This is a genomic window from Pedobacter cryoconitis (genome assembly GCF_014200605.1).
Taxonomy (GTDB): Bacteria; Bacteroidota; Bacteroidia; order Sphingobacteriales; family Sphingobacteriaceae; genus Pedobacter; species Pedobacter cryoconitis_B.
Window position 1 is genome coordinate 153,273 of record NZ_JACHCE010000010.1, and the last position, 16,605, is coordinate 169,877.

Consider the following 16,605-nt stretch of genomic DNA (forward strand, 5'->3'; position numbering starts at 1 on the left):
TATATTGGTGAAAAATTACAAATTTTAAGGCTGATTTAAATTCAAACACACATTATGCAGAAAACCCTTACTCTTATTTTTTTATGCTTTGCGACCGCTACTTTCGCTCAGAAAAAACCGCTCGATCATTCGGTTTATGATTCCTGGGAAAGTATCGGTATTAAACAGTTATCAGACAACGGACAATGGGCCGCCTATTCCATACTTAAACAAGAAGGTGATGCAAATTTATATATAAGCAGCTTAACCGGGCTTGCTAAAATTAATGTACCAAGAGGTGAGAAACCTAAATTCAGCGCAGATTCAAAATTCGCTGCTTTTCTGATTAAACCATTATTTACGACTACACGTCAGGAAAAAATTAAAAAGAAAAAACCAGAGGAAATGACTAAAGACTCTTTAGGCTTTGTCAATCTTACTTCTGCTGCAATTGTTAAAGTCCCAAGAATTAAATCATTCAAAATACCTGAAAATGCAGGAAACTTTTTAGCTTATCAGAAGGAACCACTTTTAGATACAGCTAAAAAAGCCAAATCTGCCGCTGAAGAAAAGGAAGATGGAGCAAATGATTTCTTTGCGAAAGAAACGACTAAAAAAGATGCTAAAAAAGTCGGGTCAGACCTGGTATTGAGAAATCTGCTAACTGGAACAGAAAGAACTTTTAAATACGTTTCTGAATATGAATTCAGCAAAAATGGAAAACAACTGGTTTTTGATTGCCTGGGTTCTAAGACAGATAAAACAGCAAAGCCTGGTGTATTTTTACTGAATACCGAAAAAGGAACAGTCAAAACATTAGTTAGTGCTAAAGGTAACTTTAAAGGTTTCATCTTTGATGAGGCTAGTGAACAGGTTGCATTTTTAGGAGAAACCTCTCCTGAAAAAAAAGAAATCAAAGATTACAGCATCTACTTTAATACCCTGACCCTGGATACTGCACAGGCATTGGTCGATTATGAAATTGATGGTATGCCAGCTAAATGGGCAGTTAGCGGAGATGGAAAACTTACTTTTAGTAAAGATGGAAATAAGTTATTCTTTGGCATTGCTCCTGTAAAAAAGGAAAAAGATACTACACTGGTTGATTTTGAGCATGCTAAACTGGATATATGGGGATATAAAGATGATTATTTACAACCTATTCAGTTGAAAAATGCAGACAAAGAAAGTAAAAGAAGTTATTTGGCGGTAATTGATATTTTTAGCAGCGATCCTAAAATCGTTCCGTTAACAGATATTAAACTTTCTGAAGCCAGTATTGCCAGAGAAGGCGATGCAAATTTCGTGTTAGCTTCTACAGACTTCGGAAATCGTGCACAAGCACAATGGACTGGCTCCAAAATCGCTGACTATTACCTGGTTGATACTAAAACAGGTAATAAGAAGAAGATCATCTCTGCTTTAGATGGTAAAGCTTCTGTTTCTCCGGGTGGAAATTATGTATTGTTTTATAATAATAAAACAGGAATCTGGTCTGCCTATACAGTAGCTACCGGAAAGATCACAGCACTAAATACCAGTGCTATGGTAAAATTTGCTGATGAAGACAACGACTTACCTGATGACCCTAAAGTTTATGGCTTTGCCGGATGGACTGAAGAAGATAAACAGGTTTTAATCTATGATAAATATGACATCTGGAGCTTTACACCAGATGGTAAATCTGCACCTAAAAACATGACCAATGGATTTGGCAGACAGAATAGTATTACTTTCCGTTATGAGAACTTAGATACAACTGCACAATTCATCAGTAAAAGAGATGACCTATGGTTGAATGCTTATAACCACCTAACCAAAGAGAAAGGTTTTTACAAAACAAAGGCTGGTGATAATAAGAGCCCTGAAATAGCTGTGATGGCCAAATTCAAATACTCCTCACTGGCTAAAGCAAAAGGAGCTGAACGTTTTATTTATGATAAAGCAAGTTACACAGCCTCCCCTAATGTATATGTATCTGCTGATTTGAAAACAGAAACAAAACTAAGCAATACGAATCTGCAGCAGCAGAACTATAACTGGGGTACAGCAGAATTAGTTAAATGGACTACGCCAAAAGGACATAAAGCAGAAGGTATTTTATACAAACCGGAGAATTTTGACCCGGCCAAGAAATATCCAATGATTGCTTATTTCTATGAAAAACTAACTGACGGCCTTTACAATTATCAACCACCAGCCCCTACTCCATCGAGATTAAATATTTCATTCTTTGTAAGTAATGGTTACCTGGTGTTTGCACCTGATATTAGTTATGAAACCGGACATCCTGGTAAATCAGCTGAAGAATATATCAACTCGGGTGTAGAATCGTTAAAGAAAAATAGCTGGGTAGATGGTACAAAAATTGGTATCCAGGGTCAAAGCTGGGGCGGTTACCAGGTTGCACACCTGATTACAGCTACAAATATGTATGCTGCTGCCTGGGCTGGGGCACCTGTAGTAAACATGACTTCTGCTTATGGTGGTATCCGCTGGGAAACCGGAATGAACAGACAATTCCAGTATGAGAAACAACAAAGCAGAATTGGTGCAACCTTATGGGAAAAACCAGAGTTATATATAGAGAACTCGCCTCTTTTCTCCTTACCTAAAGTAACCACACCTATAGTAATCATGTCTAATGATGCTGATGGGGCCGTACCATGGTACCAGGGAATTGAAATGTTTACTGCTTTGAAAAGATTAGGTAAACCTTCATGGTTATTAAATTATAACAATGAAGCGCATAACCTGGTTCTTCGTCAGAATAAAAAAGATATACAGATCCGTGAACAGCAGTTTTTTGATTATTACCTGAAAGGCGCAAAGGCACCGGTTTGGATGACTGGTGGAATACCTGCTACAGAAAAAGGTAAAACATGGGGTTTTGAGCTGACTGACGAGAAGCCATAAGCTCACATTATTCGTTTTGATTATAAAAAAGGATCTGTATTCTAATGAATGCAGATCCTTTTTTTTACTTTCATAGCTTCAAACTAAAATATGGCATTAAATTATCTATGGATTGCGTTTTTTATCATCGCATTCGTTGTTGCACTGATCAGGTTAATCTTTTTCGGTGATACTGAAATATTCAAACTGATTGTAGACGGTACATTTGAATCTGCTAAAGTGGGTGTAATGGATATTGCATTACCACTGGTTGGTATTATGACCTTATGGCTGGGTATTATGAATATTGGAGAAAAAGCAGGAGCAATTAATTTTCTGTCCCGTATTATCGGCCCTTTTTTTAGCCGTATTTTCCCTGAAGTTCCTAAAAATCATCCTGCTACAGGGCATATGGTCATGAATTTCTCGGCTAACCTGCTTGGTCTGGATAATGCAGCCACTCCTTTTGGCTTAAAGGCTATGCAAAGTTTACAGGAAATCAATCCGGATAAGGATACCGCGAGCAATGCACAGATTATGTTTTTGGTATTGCATACCTCAGGCCTTACACTTATTCCTTTAAGTATTATGGCACAAAGAGCAATTCTGGGCGCTGCAGATCCTTCCGATATATTTATCCCCTGCATGATTGCTACTTATGTGGCTACTGTAGTTGGATTAATAGCCGTGGCAATTAAACAAAAAATCAATCTGTTTAATTCAGTAGTTATTTCCTGGTTAGGTGGAATTACCCTTTTTCTGGTTGGAATGATTTACTATTTCACCAATTTCCTTAGTAAAGAGCAGATAGAGGTAGTTTCAAGAGTAGCCTCAAACTTTATCCTCTTCTTTATTATCATTGCTTTTATTTTGGGTGCCATGCGCAAAAAAGTAAATGTATATGATGCTTTTATTGAAGGCGCAAAAAATGGTTTTACAACCTGTATTACCATCATCCCTTATCTGGTAGGCATGCTGGTTGCTATTGGTGTTTTAAGAAATTCTGGTGTACTGGGTTATATAGTTGATGGTTTTACCTGGTGTTTCGTACACCTGGGCATCAATACTGATTTTACCCCTGCCCTGCCAACGGCGATGATCAAACCGCTTAGTGGCAGCGGTGCAAAAGCAATGATGGTAGATACCATGAAAACTTTCGGCCCTGATTCATTTGTAGGCCGCCTGTCCTGTGTTTTTAATGGCTCAGCAGATACGACTTTCTATATTGTAGCCCTTTATTTTGGTTCTGTGGGGATTAAACGTACGCGTTATGCTATTCCTTTCGGACTACTGGCGGATTTAGCAGGAATAATTGCCGCAGTATTTGTCGCTTATTTATTTTTCCATTAGCCCAGGATTTGTAGTCATCTCCCGGTTTATTAAATATAAAAAAAGCTCCTTTTGTATATCAAAAGGAGCTTTTTTTATATATTTATATGGATTAAGCTAATTTATGTATGTTTAAATGACTGATGATTTTTTCCAGTACACCTGGTTCTACGTTGGTATATTTTGAAGACTTCCAGGTAGAGGATGGCTGATCAAGCCAGATACAAAATGAATGATAACCATCCATGATCACTGCATATGTTTCATGAAAATCATCCTGAATTCTCATACAAAAACCATTGACAGGTTTACCCTGTACATCAAATTCGAAATTGAGATAATTACTTAACATAGTCATATCCGGTTAGTTCATCAATCATAACAAATATGGTTATCAAATGTTTAACCAATTTTAAATTGACAACATTTTTCTGTTAAATCCTAGCTAACATTAAGCATGTTAGAGTACCCTCTTGCAATTAATCTGTTTTTTTTAGGCAGAAATACCTCACACTGTAAATTGATAATTTTTCGGCCTTGTTTGATAATTGAAGTTTTAGCAATGATCAAATCTCCTTCTTTGGCAGGAGAAAAATAATCTATCGAATTATTAACTGTAGTGAATGCATCATTTAAGCCCAGTGAATAGACCGTGGCGCCAATCAGATCATCTATAATTCCTGCAGTTACCCCTCCATGTAATATTCCATTGGGATTTGTCATTTCATTTCTTATCAAATAACTAAAAGTCAATGCTCCCTTTTCTGCATGGACAACTGTTGGCTTTAACCAGTTCATATAATTGGATGGCGATCCCGATAGTTCTTTTCCTGTAAAAGATTGTAAAAAAAGCAATCGTTCGTGTGTTTCTGATTGTTCCATGAATGAATTTTTCTAATTTTAAATTTAACAAATAAAGCGACCTTATGGATAAGAAACAAATCACCGCAGTTACAGAACTGGACCGTTCACATTACCTGACTAAAGTTTATGCAGGCGGACATTTCATTTATGCGGATGAACCTGCTGATGTTGGCGGAACAGATGAAGGGATGAATCCCGGAGCATTACTTTTAGCCAGTTTAGGGAGCTGTACTGCGATTACGATCAGAATGTATGCAGACAGGAAGGAAATGCCGCTGGAGGGCATTAAAATTCATTTGGCTATAGTTAATGAAGAAGAGATGTCACCGGCAACGAAGATTACCCGTAAAATTGAATTTAGCGGAGATTTATCAGCAGAAGAATTGACCAGGCTGATGCAAATCGCAGATAAGTGCCCGATTCACAAAATACTAAGTAATCCTATACAGATAGAAACAACTACGGTATAGGTAATCATCTACAAATCAGATAATAATTTTAATAATCACTTATATTACTAAAATTATTAGCACATTTGTATTCGCCTATCAATTCATAAATGTTAAAATACGCAGTCGTAGATATTGAAACTACCGGTGGTTTCGCCTCTGGTAACGGGATTACAGAAATTTCTATTCTTATCCATGATGGTTCAAACGTCATAGATCGATTTGAAACATTGATTAATCCACAGCAGGATATACCGGTTTATATACAAACGCTAACCGGGATCAGTGATGAAATGGTTAGTAGTGCCCCGCTGTTTGAAGAGGTTGCACCCCGGATTTATGAGCTGTTAAATGATAAGATATTTGTAGCCCATAATGTCAATTTCGATTTCTCTTTTGTCAGGCACCAGCTTGCGCAGTCAGGATTTGTATTACAGTCAAAAAAGCTGTGTACGGTAAGAATGAGCAGGAAGATCATTCCTGGCCTTCCATCTTATAGTTTGGGCAAGCTCTGTGCTTCGCTGGGTATTCCTCTGAATGATCGTCACCGTGCTGGTGGCGATGCCGCAGCAACAGCATTATTGCTTCGGCTTTTGCTGGAAAAAGATGCGGGCGGAGCTATTCCGCTTTCTCTGCTTAAAACTTCTAAAGAACAGGTTTTGCCCCCTAATTTATCAAAAGATAATATTGATGCTTTACCTGATCAGCCGGGAGTTTATTATTTTAAAGACCAGAAGGGAAAAATTATTTATGTGGGTAAGGCCGTTAATATCAAAAAGCGGGTATGCTCTCACTTTTCAGGAAACAAGATTAATCAGCAAAGACAGGACTTTCTTAAAGAAATTTATGCCGTTGATTTCACAATCTGTGGTACTGAACTGATGGCGCTTATTCTGGAAGCTTCAGAAATTCAGAAACACTGGCCAGAAAAGAACAGGGCTTTAAAGCGTTTTGAACAGAAATATGCTTTATATGATTTCGAAGATCAGAAAGGTTATATCCGCCTGGGTATTGATAAGTATAAAAAGAACAGTAATGCTTTGTATACTTTCAATAGTCTGTTATCCGGACAAAGTATGTTAAGAGGAATGATTACTGAACATACCTTATGCGAAAAACTATGTTTCATTCAGAAGAACAGGTCAGCCTGTACTGCGCATGATACAGGAAATTGTCATGGTGCATGTTTTGGTTTAGAAGACCCTGTTGCTTATAATAGCCGGGTAAATGAAGCAATTCTACATTTAAAATCTGCACTTCCCTCCTTTGCTCTGATAGATTCTGGCAGAAATGAGGAAGAAAAGAGCTGTTTATGGGTTGAAGAAGGTAAATTTCATGGCATGGGCTATATTTCTTTTCATAGCGATATCACGGATATAGAAAATTTAAAGTCGTGCATAGTTCCTTATACATCAAATGATTATATTTTAAATATGGTTCTTTCTTATGCAGAATCTCATCCTCAGCAAAGAATTGACATCTTAAAATCTATGCATTTCTAGAATTATTTTAAAATAGATTTGCGTTTAAAGTACTTTAATCTTACCTTTGTCGTCCCTAACAAGGGGAAATGCATCCATAGCTCAGCTGGATAGAGCAACGGTTTTCTAAACCGTAGGTCATAGGTTCGAATCCTATTGGGTGTACAAGAGATTTATCTCTTAATTAAAGGCGACGTTGCTCCAGACGTTGCCTTTTTTTGTTTTAAAGATTATATATCACCGATTATCCGATTAAAATCTTCTTCCGTTGGCAAATACCTGGCTATGTCTTTCGGCAACTGCCTATACTTATAAGTAGCCACTCCCATTGGTTTACTTATTAACTCAAGCGCGTATTCAACAGTCAGCTTACTTTTACTCTTGCATAATAAAATACCAATGCTTGGATTATCTTCCGGATATCTTACAGTTTTATCCAATAAATGAAGGTACCAATTAAGCTGTTGACTATGCTCGGGTTTAAATTCAGTAGTTTTCAACTCAAGCGCTACCATTAATTTAAGCTTACGGTGATAGAACAGCAGATCTATAAAATATTCCTTCTCGTCTAATTCTAATCTGAATTGTCTTCCCATAAAAGCAAAGTTGTTTCCGAACTGTCCAAGTGTTTTTGTGATATTTTCAATCATCGCATTTTCAAGTTGCTTTTCTGTATGTGTATCTTCCAGTTCCAGGAATGAAAGATTATATTCATCTCTGAATTCTAAACGATGTAAACTTAAATGAAGTTCATTTAACGTCTTAGGAAAGTTATTTTGAAAGTTCTCTTGTTTACTATAACTATCGAACTTAATTTCTTCTTCCAAAATGCTCCTGCTCCATCCTCTTTCTATGCACATCTGTAAATAAAATATTCTCTGCTGTTTATCTTTTATTTTAGCAAAGATTAAATTAGTGTGTCCCCATGGCATTTTGGACACAAGCTGTGTCCAAAATGTATCTCCTTTAGTATATTCATATACAAGTCTCATCCTTCTTAGATTACGAGATGAAAAACCTTTTAAGCCAAAATATTCAGCTTGAATATCACTTGCTAAATTATCTACAATACTGTCCCCCCAACCAGATTTGAGCTTTCCTGATAATATCTTTCCAATATCAAGATATAATAGAATCAATTCTTGATTGACCGCTAATAAGCTTTTATATTGAGCTTGACTTATCCTTTTCTTTAATTCCGTAAGTGTCTGATGATAATTATCAGGTATGATTGACATAGATCGTGTGATTGATTTGCCAATGTATTTCTATTTGAAATAAACCTGGTAATTTATTTATTGTTAATCATTTCGAAATTTTACAACCGTATTCTTGCAATTTTGCTAATTTCTCAACAAATTGGTTCAATATTAATCCTATTGGGTGTACAAGAGATTTATCTCTTAATTAAAGGCGACGTTGCTCCAGACGTTGCCTTTTTTTGTTTTAAAGATTATATATCACCGATTATCCGATTAAAATCTTAATCTCATCTAACTTCAATCTGAATTACCTCCCATAAAAGCAAAGTCGTTTCCGAACTGACCAGGTGTTTTAGTCATATTTTCAATCATCGCATTCCCGGGCTGTTTTCTGTATGCACATCTCCCGGCTCAAGGAATGAAAGATTATATTCATCCTTAAATTCTAAACGATGTAATTTCATAGAAACTAATATCGGGTATTAATTTAAATTTAATATGGAGTTTATAGTGCGCTTGTAGTTTTGTTGCAATTTATGAATCCGTCCTCTGATAGCAGTTTGATTGAGTCGGTTAAAACCGATAACCATATTGCGTACACCGCGCTGGTAGATAGGTATTGGGAAGATTTATACCGCCACATCTGGCAAAAGATCAAAAACTCTGACGAGGCAAAAGATATCGTTCAGGACATTTTCCTTGGTCTATGGAAAAACAGGGCTAAAATTGTTACTGATGAAAGAGATAGTATAGCACCTTATTTATTCATGGCAGCAAAATATGCCATAATTAACTACTTTTCCAGACCAGGAATTACGATCACCAATGAAAACGCCTTATATGCTGCGCTTAATTCGCCATCAGGAACAAAAACAGATGATCCGCTGCTGCTTAAAGAACTTCAGCAACTAGTAGACTCAGAAATAAGTAACCTTCCTGAACGGCTCCAGGTGCCATACCGGCTAAGCAGAGAACAGCAATTAACAATCAGAGAAATTGCACTAAAACTTTCTATATCGGAACAAACCGTCAAGAACAATATCACTTCTGCACTCAATCAAATAAGGTTCAGACTTGGCAAACATGATTCTGATCCTACGATCAGCTTTATTTTAGCACTCGCCGCTTTCCTTTACCACAAATAATTGATGTATTGGTAACATTCGCTTAAAGTACCCTCTCCCTCCAGCTGTTATATCTATAGTAACGATGTCAGACTATAACAAACAGCAGGAGCTAAAAGCTACCCTAAAGAAATATCTTAAAAACGAAACAAATGCTCAGGTAAGCAAGGCAATAGACTCCTGGTATCATACCATCGGTTCTATCAATGAAGAAGCCCCATTACTGAATGACCCCAATTCAAAAGCTGAACTGGGCAGCAATATTAAACTTTATTTAGCCAATCAGATACATCACAAAAAAAGACACTGGCTCAACACAACTTATTTTAAATATGCTGCTACTGTAGTATTCATGCTGAGTACCGGCATTTTGGGCTACTCCTATCTCCATCAACTAAAACAGGCTTCAAAAAAAGAAATTGTCTTCTTTTCTGGTGCAGGCACACAAAAGAAACTCCTGTTGCCCGACGGCTCAAAAGTATTGCTGAACGTAGCAAGCGAATTGGTTATCTCAAAAGATTTTGGAGAAACCCAGCGCAAGGTTATACTTCACGGTGAAGCTTTTTTTGAAGTAGCTAAAGACAAAAGCCGGCCATTTATTATCCAATCAGGTGTTTTGAGAACCCAGGTTGTTGGAACCTCATTCAATATCAACGCTTATTCAGATATGGATAAGATAAAAATAGCAGTATTGACGGGTAAAGTCAGGGTATCTAAAAAAATTGCCGGAGTTGAGGAAATTATAGCCAGCGGAATGACAAGGGGTGCAACACTAAGTTTCTATAAAACCACAGGAAAAACAGAACTCAAAACTGAGGATACCGGACTTATTTCATCCTGGAAGGACAATAAACTCTATATAGACAATGCCACAATAAGTGAAATTGCCAGACAGCTTGAAAAATATTATCATTTAAAAGTTGTGTTCAATACCAGGCTGGATCAGGGACAACGCTACACGATAAAATTTAATAAAGAACCAGCAAACAGGGTCATGGAAATCTTATCCATACTGACCAAAAGAAAATTTACTTATCAAACCAATCAAATCACCATTAAATAAAGATTATGTAAAAGAATCAAACATAAAAAAGCCAAAAATGCGCTAACATTTTCGGCTCTTCATGAGCATTGCAGCAATGCTCATTATTTCAAATGCTCATTCAAACATTAAAAATTTAATCAAAGATGCAAAAATATTACCCGGGTTCCAAACACCCGACATGGTCACTTTTTACCCTAAAAATGAAGCTAACAATCGTCCTGCTTTTCCTTTCAAATGCTTTGCTCTACGCAGGTCCAACCGCCGGGCAATCTATGAATGATATGAAGATAGACCTTTCCGCAAAGGATCTCCCTTTAAGAAAGGTTCTCGATCTGATCGAGACAAAATCATCTTTTGTTATTGGCTATGAGAACAATACTATCAATACCGGCAAAGTATTTAATATAGATGCCAAACAACAATCAGTAGCTCAAATATTGAAACAACTGATGAAAAACTCCAGCGTAGAGATTCGTCAGATCAGTGATAAGTATATTCTGATCAATACACGGAAAGTATTTCCTCCAATGGTAGTCTCTGGTACAGTTACCGATAAGCGCACAGGCGAAACTCTTCCTGGTGTAAGTATCAAAGTGAAAGGAAGTACAACTGTGACCCAAACTGATAGTAAAGGTAGCTACAGGTTATCAATTCCAACCGATAAAGAGGATGTAATCATTGAGGTGAGATCAATAGGTTTTAAAGCCAGAGAATTCAATATCTTAAGAAACACTGCAAACCTGACTATCAATGTTCAACTGGAAGAAGACCTTTTAGGTTTGGATGAGGTTGTGGTAACCGGCCAGGGAATTGACGTGAGTAAAAGAAGACTATCCTCTAATGTAGTGAGTATTTCTGAAAAAGATATCAGGGATATCCCGGCTTCCAGAATAGATCAGCTGCTGCAATCCAAATTGCCAAATGCACAGATCAGGTTAACCGGCGGACAGGCCGGAGCAACCTCTATTATCCGGTCAAGGGGAGTAAACTCAGCCTTTATCAGTTCTACCCCTATTATTTATGTTGATGGGGTACGAATGGACAACCTTAATACCAAAGCTACCCTGGGTGGAGGGAGTGCAACAGGTGCCGCAATAAGTTCAATTTCAGATATCCCGATGGATAATATTGAAAAAATTGAGTTTGTGAATGGTGGGGCAGCTACTACCCTATATGGTTCGGATGCAGCCAATGGTGTGATTCAGATTATTACAAAAAAAGGCGGTGCCGATAAAACGGATATCACACTCGAAACACAATTGGGTGTAGAAACTCCTACCGCTGATTACCTGCACTTTAAACGAACTAAAGATCTGCTTTTTCAAAACGGATTTTACCAGAAATACAACCTGGCCTTAAACGGTGGTAATGGAAAATTTGGTTACAGCTTTTCAGGAGGTTATCAAAACAGTACGGGTACACAAATCTACGATCAGAACAGCAACAGAAGAATCGACCTCAGAACAGGCTTGAGAGCTACATTGGGCAATAATGTTACCTATGAGAGTTCATTTAGTTATGTCAGCAACAAGTACAAACGCAGTCGTAACGGAAATCAGGGTGGCTATACCGGCTTATGGTTTGCCGAAAGTGGCGCATCGGCTATCACCGGCCCCAAGTTTAAAAATGACCTGGATGCCATGACACCCGACGAATACGCGGCTATTAAAGCATACGTTGACCAGGCAGAGGCGCTACAGGACAATGGTATTTCCATCAACAGGTTTCAGACTTCCCAGGTATTCAAATATCAGCCACTTAAAAACCTTACTTTCAAAGCGACCGGAGGTGTTGATTACAGGGCACAGCGCCAACAAATCATTACCACCAATAAATATCTTTCCCATACCACTAATACCTCTATAACCGATCAGGGAAGCATTGATAACTTCGATAGGAACTACCTTGGCCTGACTTTCGAATTCAACGGACAATACGAGGCAAAAGCAGGAGACTTCTCCTTTATTACCACTGCTGGCGGGCAGTTCTTTAGAAATGAGGATCACCAAATAGAATACTTAGGTTCCAACATCAGAGATGGTGCACAAACCATCAGCATTGCAGCATCCCGTACGAGTGATGAATATTATTCTGCGGTAACGAGTTATGGAATATACCTTCAGGAGAACGCCGGATATAAAAACAAGCTGTTTCTGGACCTTGGTCTGCGCGGAGATGGAAACTCTGCTTTTGGAAAGAATATTGGCATACAGTATTATCCTAAAATCGGGATATCTTATATTCCGAGTGCTGAACCTTATTTCAAAGCCATTGCTAATGTAGTTTCTTCCGCTAAAATCCGTGGTAACTATGGTATTGCCGGAAACTTCCCTACCCCATTTGCCAACGAACGTACTATATCATTTGTTGGTTTCAATGGTGCTCAGGCCGCTTCTTTCGGACAACCTGGTAACCCTGATCTGAAACCTGAGAAAACAAGTACAATCGAGGCAGGAATTGACCTTGGTTTTCTAAATGACCAGGTGATCATTTCAGCAGGTTTTTATCATTCCATTACCAGGGATGCTCTTTTTGTAGTTCCGCCGGCACCTTCAACAGGACAAACCAGCCAATTGCAAAATACAGGCAGAATCCTTAACCGCGGGCTGGAATTCAATACGATTCTTACACCAATCAAGACCGGAAGTACCAGTCTGAAGTTTAATTTATCAGTAAACACACTCTATAACAAAGTATTAAGCTCTGGGGGTGCCGCTCCATTTAATATTAACGGTTTTAGTGCCAGAACGGTTCAAACTGTGGTACAGGAAGGTTACCCGATTGGTTTTATCAGAGGTAATTACGGTGTATTCGATGATAAAGGACTTTTAGTGAGTACAACTGCACAGCAAAATCTGGGCACAACGGTGCCTGATCTCTTTGGCAGCATGGGGATCAACTTCCAATATAAGTCATTCAACTTCTTTGCCAATGCCGATTACCAGAAAGGTGCTTATGCAGTATCATTCGACAGACAGTTCAGGTTCAATTACGGGGCTTCAACCGAAGGGATTCCACAGGCAGAAATTGATAAAAGCGGGAGAACCAGATGGCTTGATTTCACCAATATGTTCGTAGAGAAAACAGATTTCATCAAAGTAAGAACCATTGGTGTCAATTATAATCTTAAGCCTGCCAAAGGTATAGCAAAAAGCATCAATATAGGCTTTTCTGTAGTCAATCCGTTAAACTTTTCTGCATCAAGCTTCGATCCTGAGGCCACGATAAGCGGAAGTTCACAAGGGCAGAATGGCGCAACAACCGGAGGTATTTCTTACTCTACTTATTCAGCACCAAGGCAATTTGTAACTACACTCAGAGCAAATTTTTAACGATCAGAAAATGAAGACATATATCAAAAACATATTTATTGCTACAGCAATATCCATCAGCTTTTTAAGTTGCAAAAAAGACAATCCAAATATTACAGATGAAGTTTATCTGAACACCACAAACGTATCCACAACCTGGTTAGCAGGACTGAAGAGACAAATGGCGCTGACAATGAACCAGGTAATTGTCAATACTGAACTCGTATCAGATAACTACTATAACAATAGAACTTTAAGTAACAAGGTATTTGACATTCCTCAGATTGATAACTTCGATCTGGATGTCAATAATATCCAGTCTGCTATCCAAAGATTACGTGAATCCTCAGAATATGGACTGACAACAGTTATCAATGCAGATAAAACTACTACCGCAGTACAAAAAGCAGAAATGTACTTCATCAATGCCTATTCACACCTGCTTAGCGGAGAATTATTCACCGGCCTTCCGGGAGCAGCAAAAGGTGTTGTATTAAGTCCTGCTCAACATTATGCACTGGCTATTACCGCGCTCGATCAGGCACTGGCCCTGCAAACAGATGCAGGCGAAAAACTAGCCTATACTTTGCTAAAAGCAAGGGTATATTACGATATGGGCGATGCTGTGCAGGCCAGAATATTTGCCACCGCAGCAATGGCTAATCCATTATTATTAAAACAACAGGCCTTTGATGGTCAAAATGGTGCCCCAAATGATTTCCAGACCTATATTTTCTCCTCAACAACTAATGAGTTTGCACCACTCCCACGCCTTGATTTCCTGGATCCCAAATATTATAACACCACAACGATTGCACTGGATCAAAAACCAGTGAGCTATATCAAATCAGAAGAAGCCTACCTGATTGTCGCAGAAGTCCAGGTTTCCGGAAATGACCTGACAGGTGCACAAACTACCTTAAAAAACCTTTTGACTGATGTCATTGCCAAACGCCCGGTAGTATCTTTGAGCGATGTGAAAGAAACCCGCAACGGTGGCAACAGGACTGATTATCCTTTAACAGCAGTGAAAGTTCAGTTCGATAAAAATGATATCGAACGAAGCGGTTATGTGTTAAACAGAAAAATTGCCAACATCAATATTTCTACCGTTTCGGGCACTATGGTTACCGCCGATGATATCAATTCGGCAACCACACAGGATGCCCTTTTATACCTGGTTTATAGAATGAGACAGGAAATCTTTATTTCCGAAGGAAGAAGGATGACCGATCTGGGCATTAAATTTCCTGTATCACAAACCGAACAGCTGAACAATCCAAATGTAAAACCCGCCGATCTGGTTGCACAAATTCCAGCTTTTATTCCAAAAAACAGGGAAATGGACGATTTTACAAATAATACTGCAACCGGTGTGGTAACCATGAAATACGACATGAATAAGGTCATGGTAGCCAACAAAACAGCCAAAGAAATTTTCCCGTTTATTAATTAATCCAACTGATGAAATACAATATTTTAAAAGTATATACAGGCTTAATGTTAGCCACAATTGTTAACGTTAATGCGCAAACCACTAAACATGTTATTTTAGTGAGTATCGATGGCTTCCGCCCTGATTTTTATCTCGATAAAAGCTGGCCTGCACCCAATCTGCAACAGTTAATGACAGATGGATCTTATGCAAAGGGTGTCCGCTGCATATTCCCAAGTGTAACCTATCCTTCGCATACTACCCTGATCACAGGAACTTTCCCGGCCAGCCACGGTATCACATATAACACCATGCCCAATGAACAGCGAAAATATGAATGGACAACGGATAGTAAAAAAATCAAAGCTGAAACTTTATGGCAGGCGGTAAAAAAAGGAGGAATGAAATCTGCCTCTATCTCCTGGCCAATATCTGTTGGCGCTGAAATTGATTATAATTTACCCGAAATATGGTCTGCAACCAATATGGCCGACCGTAAAAGTGCTATATCAGAATTTGCAACACCAAAAGGTTTACTGGAAGAAATGGAAAAATACGCCATTGGAGATGTTGGCATGGAAGATCTTAACCTGAGTTCTTTAGCAATGGATGAAAACAACAGCAGGATGGCAGCCTATATTTTCTGTAAATATAAACCCAGTCTTTTAACCATTCACATTGCTGGAGTTGACGGGGCAGAACATAAAGAAGGGCGCTCCGGACCTGGTGTAAGAAAAGCAATTGCTGCTGCAGATCATGCGGTTATGAATCTGATAGATGCGATAAAAAAAGCAGGACTGGAACAGAGCACAACGCTTATCATTACAGGTGATCACGGCTTTTTAGATATCAATAAAGGACTTTCTCCCAACGTCTGGCTGACAGAAATCGGGATTGATAGCCAGGTCGGTGCAGTTGAGCCTATAGCAAAATTTCAATCCGCAGGCGGGGCTGCTTTTTTTCACCTGAGAGATCCTAAAGATCTGAATACACTGGCTAAAGTCCGTAAAAAACTGGCCGGATTACCTCAGGAGTATCAGCAAATGTTCAGAATAGTAGAACGGGAGGAGCTGGATAAAATCGGAGCAGATCCACATGCCATGTTTGCTTTAGCTGCTTCAAAAGGAGTTTATATTCAGGATGCTGCTTCAGGAGCAGTAGTTAGTCCTAAAAAAGGAGGCGCTCATGGTTTTTTCCCCGATATCCCCGAAATACAAACCGGTTTTATTATTGCCGGAGCAGGGGTTAAAAACGGAGTTGTCCTGGATTCAATCGGACTGGAAGATGTGGCTCCAACGGTAGCTAAACTTTTAGGGATCAGCTTAAAGGACGCAGACGGTAAAGCAGTGATCCGGTTTTTACAAAATTAAATATAATCGAAGAAGAACTGCTTCAATAAAAAGAAGAAGAACCGCCTCTTGAATAAAAACAGGAGGCGGTTCTTTTTTTAAAGCTTTTATTGATTAAAGAAGTCCGGATACCAGGAGAAAG

General features: G+C 38.5%; 12 protein-coding genes and 1 tRNA gene. 10 read left to right on the top strand and 3 right to left on the bottom strand.

The window, feature by feature from the left end:
- Positions 1-54 precede the first annotated feature (54 nt).
- Both HDE68_RS23250 and HDE68_RS23255 read left to right on the top strand, forming a co-directional pair.
- The gene (locus tag HDE68_RS23250) at positions 55-2,895 is read left to right on the top strand and encodes a prolyl oligopeptidase family serine peptidase (protein ID WP_183884626.1); all 2,841 of its coding nucleotides are present in this window, start codon (positions 55-57) and stop codon (positions 2,893-2,895) included.
- 90 nt (positions 2,896-2,985) lie between these two features.
- Positions 2,986-4,224 carry a nucleoside recognition domain-containing protein gene (locus tag HDE68_RS23255; protein WP_183884627.1) on the top strand — a complete coding sequence of 413 codons (1,239 nt, stop codon included), beginning with the start codon at positions 2,986-2,988 and terminating at the stop codon, positions 4,222-4,224.
- Between the two features lie 91 nt (positions 4,225-4,315).
- Here HDE68_RS23255 and HDE68_RS23260 read toward each other — a convergent pair whose 3' ends face one another.
- Positions 4,316-4,555, bottom strand: a complete 240-nt coding sequence (locus HDE68_RS23260; protein WP_183884628.1) for a hypothetical protein — start codon at positions 4,553-4,555, stop codon at positions 4,316-4,318.
- An 89-nt stretch (positions 4,556-4,644) separates the two neighbouring features.
- A complete protein-coding gene (locus HDE68_RS23265) occupies positions 4,645-5,085 on the bottom strand; it encodes a PaaI family thioesterase (RefSeq protein WP_183884629.1) in 441 nt (146 codons plus the stop codon).
- Positions 5,086-5,129: 44 nt separating this feature from the next.
- Between HDE68_RS23265 and HDE68_RS23270 the strand changes: the two genes are divergently transcribed.
- From HDE68_RS23270 to HDE68_RS23280, 3 genes are all read left to right on the top strand, one after another.
- Positions 5,130-5,537 (top strand): OsmC family protein, encoded by a 408-nt coding sequence (locus HDE68_RS23270; RefSeq protein ID WP_183884630.1) that lies wholly within the window; start codon positions 5,130-5,132, stop codon positions 5,535-5,537.
- Between the two features lie 89 nt (positions 5,538-5,626).
- Positions 5,627-7,018, top strand: coding sequence for an exonuclease domain-containing protein (locus tag HDE68_RS23275; RefSeq protein ID WP_183884631.1), 1,392 nt, complete (start codon positions 5,627-5,629; stop codon positions 7,016-7,018).
- Positions 7,019-7,088: 70 nt separating this feature from the next.
- Positions 7,089-7,162, top strand: a tRNA-Arg gene (locus HDE68_RS23280).
- A 65-nt stretch (positions 7,163-7,227) separates the two neighbouring features.
- Here HDE68_RS23280 and HDE68_RS23285 read toward each other — a convergent pair.
- Positions 7,228-8,235, bottom strand: coding sequence for a YhcG family protein (locus tag HDE68_RS23285; RefSeq protein ID WP_183884632.1), 1,008 nt, complete (start codon positions 8,233-8,235; stop codon positions 7,228-7,230).
- Positions 8,236-8,735: 500 nt separating this feature from the next.
- Here HDE68_RS23285 and HDE68_RS23290 point away from each other — a divergent pair, with 500 nt between their 5' ends.
- The 5 genes from HDE68_RS23290 to HDE68_RS23310 all read left to right on the top strand — a co-directional run bounded on the left by HDE68_RS23290 (position 8,736) and on the right by HDE68_RS23310 (position 16,484).
- Positions 8,736-9,344 (top strand): RNA polymerase sigma factor, encoded by a 609-nt coding sequence (locus HDE68_RS23290; RefSeq protein ID WP_183884633.1) that lies wholly within the window; start codon positions 8,736-8,738, stop codon positions 9,342-9,344.
- Between the two features lie 64 nt (positions 9,345-9,408).
- Positions 9,409-10,386: a FecR family protein gene (locus HDE68_RS23295; protein WP_183884634.1), complete on the top strand. Its 978-nt coding sequence runs from the start codon at positions 9,409-9,411 to the stop codon at positions 10,384-10,386.
- Between the two features lie 182 nt (positions 10,387-10,568).
- The gene (locus tag HDE68_RS23300) at positions 10,569-13,700 is read left to right on the top strand and encodes a TonB-dependent receptor domain-containing protein (protein WP_260171847.1); all 3,132 of its coding nucleotides are present in this window, start codon (positions 10,569-10,571) and stop codon (positions 13,698-13,700) included.
- Between the two features lie 10 nt (positions 13,701-13,710).
- A complete protein-coding gene (locus HDE68_RS23305; protein WP_183884636.1) occupies positions 13,711-15,135 on the top strand; it encodes a tetratricopeptide repeat protein in 1,425 nt (474 codons plus the stop codon).
- 8 nt (positions 15,136-15,143) lie between these two features.
- Positions 15,144-16,484, top strand: coding sequence for an alkaline phosphatase family protein (locus HDE68_RS23310; RefSeq protein ID WP_183884637.1), 1,341 nt, complete (start codon positions 15,144-15,146; stop codon positions 16,482-16,484).
- The last annotated feature ends 121 nt before the right edge of the window (positions 16,485-16,605 follow it).

Coding starts and splice junctions, on each gene's coding strand:
- HDE68_RS23250 (WP_183884626.1), top strand. CDS start 55: ATGCAGAAAACCCTTACTCTTATTTTTTTATGCTTTGCGACCGCTACT.
- HDE68_RS23255 (WP_183884627.1), top strand. CDS start 2,986: ATGGCATTAAATTATCTATGGATTGCGTTTTTTATCATCGCATTCGTT.
- HDE68_RS23260 (WP_183884628.1), bottom strand. CDS start 4,555: ATGTTAAGTAATTATCTCAATTTCGAATTTGATGTACAGGGTAAACCT.
- HDE68_RS23265 (WP_183884629.1), bottom strand. CDS start 5,085: ATGGAACAATCAGAAACACACGAACGATTGCTTTTTTTACAATCTTTT.
- HDE68_RS23270 (WP_183884630.1), top strand. CDS start 5,130: ATGGATAAGAAACAAATCACCGCAGTTACAGAACTGGACCGTTCACAT.
- HDE68_RS23275 (WP_183884631.1), top strand. CDS start 5,627: ATGTTAAAATACGCAGTCGTAGATATTGAAACTACCGGTGGTTTCGCC.
- HDE68_RS23285 (WP_183884632.1), bottom strand. CDS start 8,235: ATGTCAATCATACCTGATAATTATCATCAGACACTTACGGAATTAAAG.
- HDE68_RS23290 (WP_183884633.1), top strand. CDS start 8,736: ATGAATCCGTCCTCTGATAGCAGTTTGATTGAGTCGGTTAAAACCGAT.
- HDE68_RS23295 (WP_183884634.1), top strand. CDS start 9,409: ATGTCAGACTATAACAAACAGCAGGAGCTAAAAGCTACCCTAAAGAAA.
- HDE68_RS23300 (WP_260171847.1), top strand. CDS start 10,569: ATGAAGCTAACAATCGTCCTGCTTTTCCTTTCAAATGCTTTGCTCTAC.
- HDE68_RS23305 (WP_183884636.1), top strand. CDS start 13,711: ATGAAGACATATATCAAAAACATATTTATTGCTACAGCAATATCCATC.
- HDE68_RS23310 (WP_183884637.1), top strand. CDS start 15,144: ATGAAATACAATATTTTAAAAGTATATACAGGCTTAATGTTAGCCACA.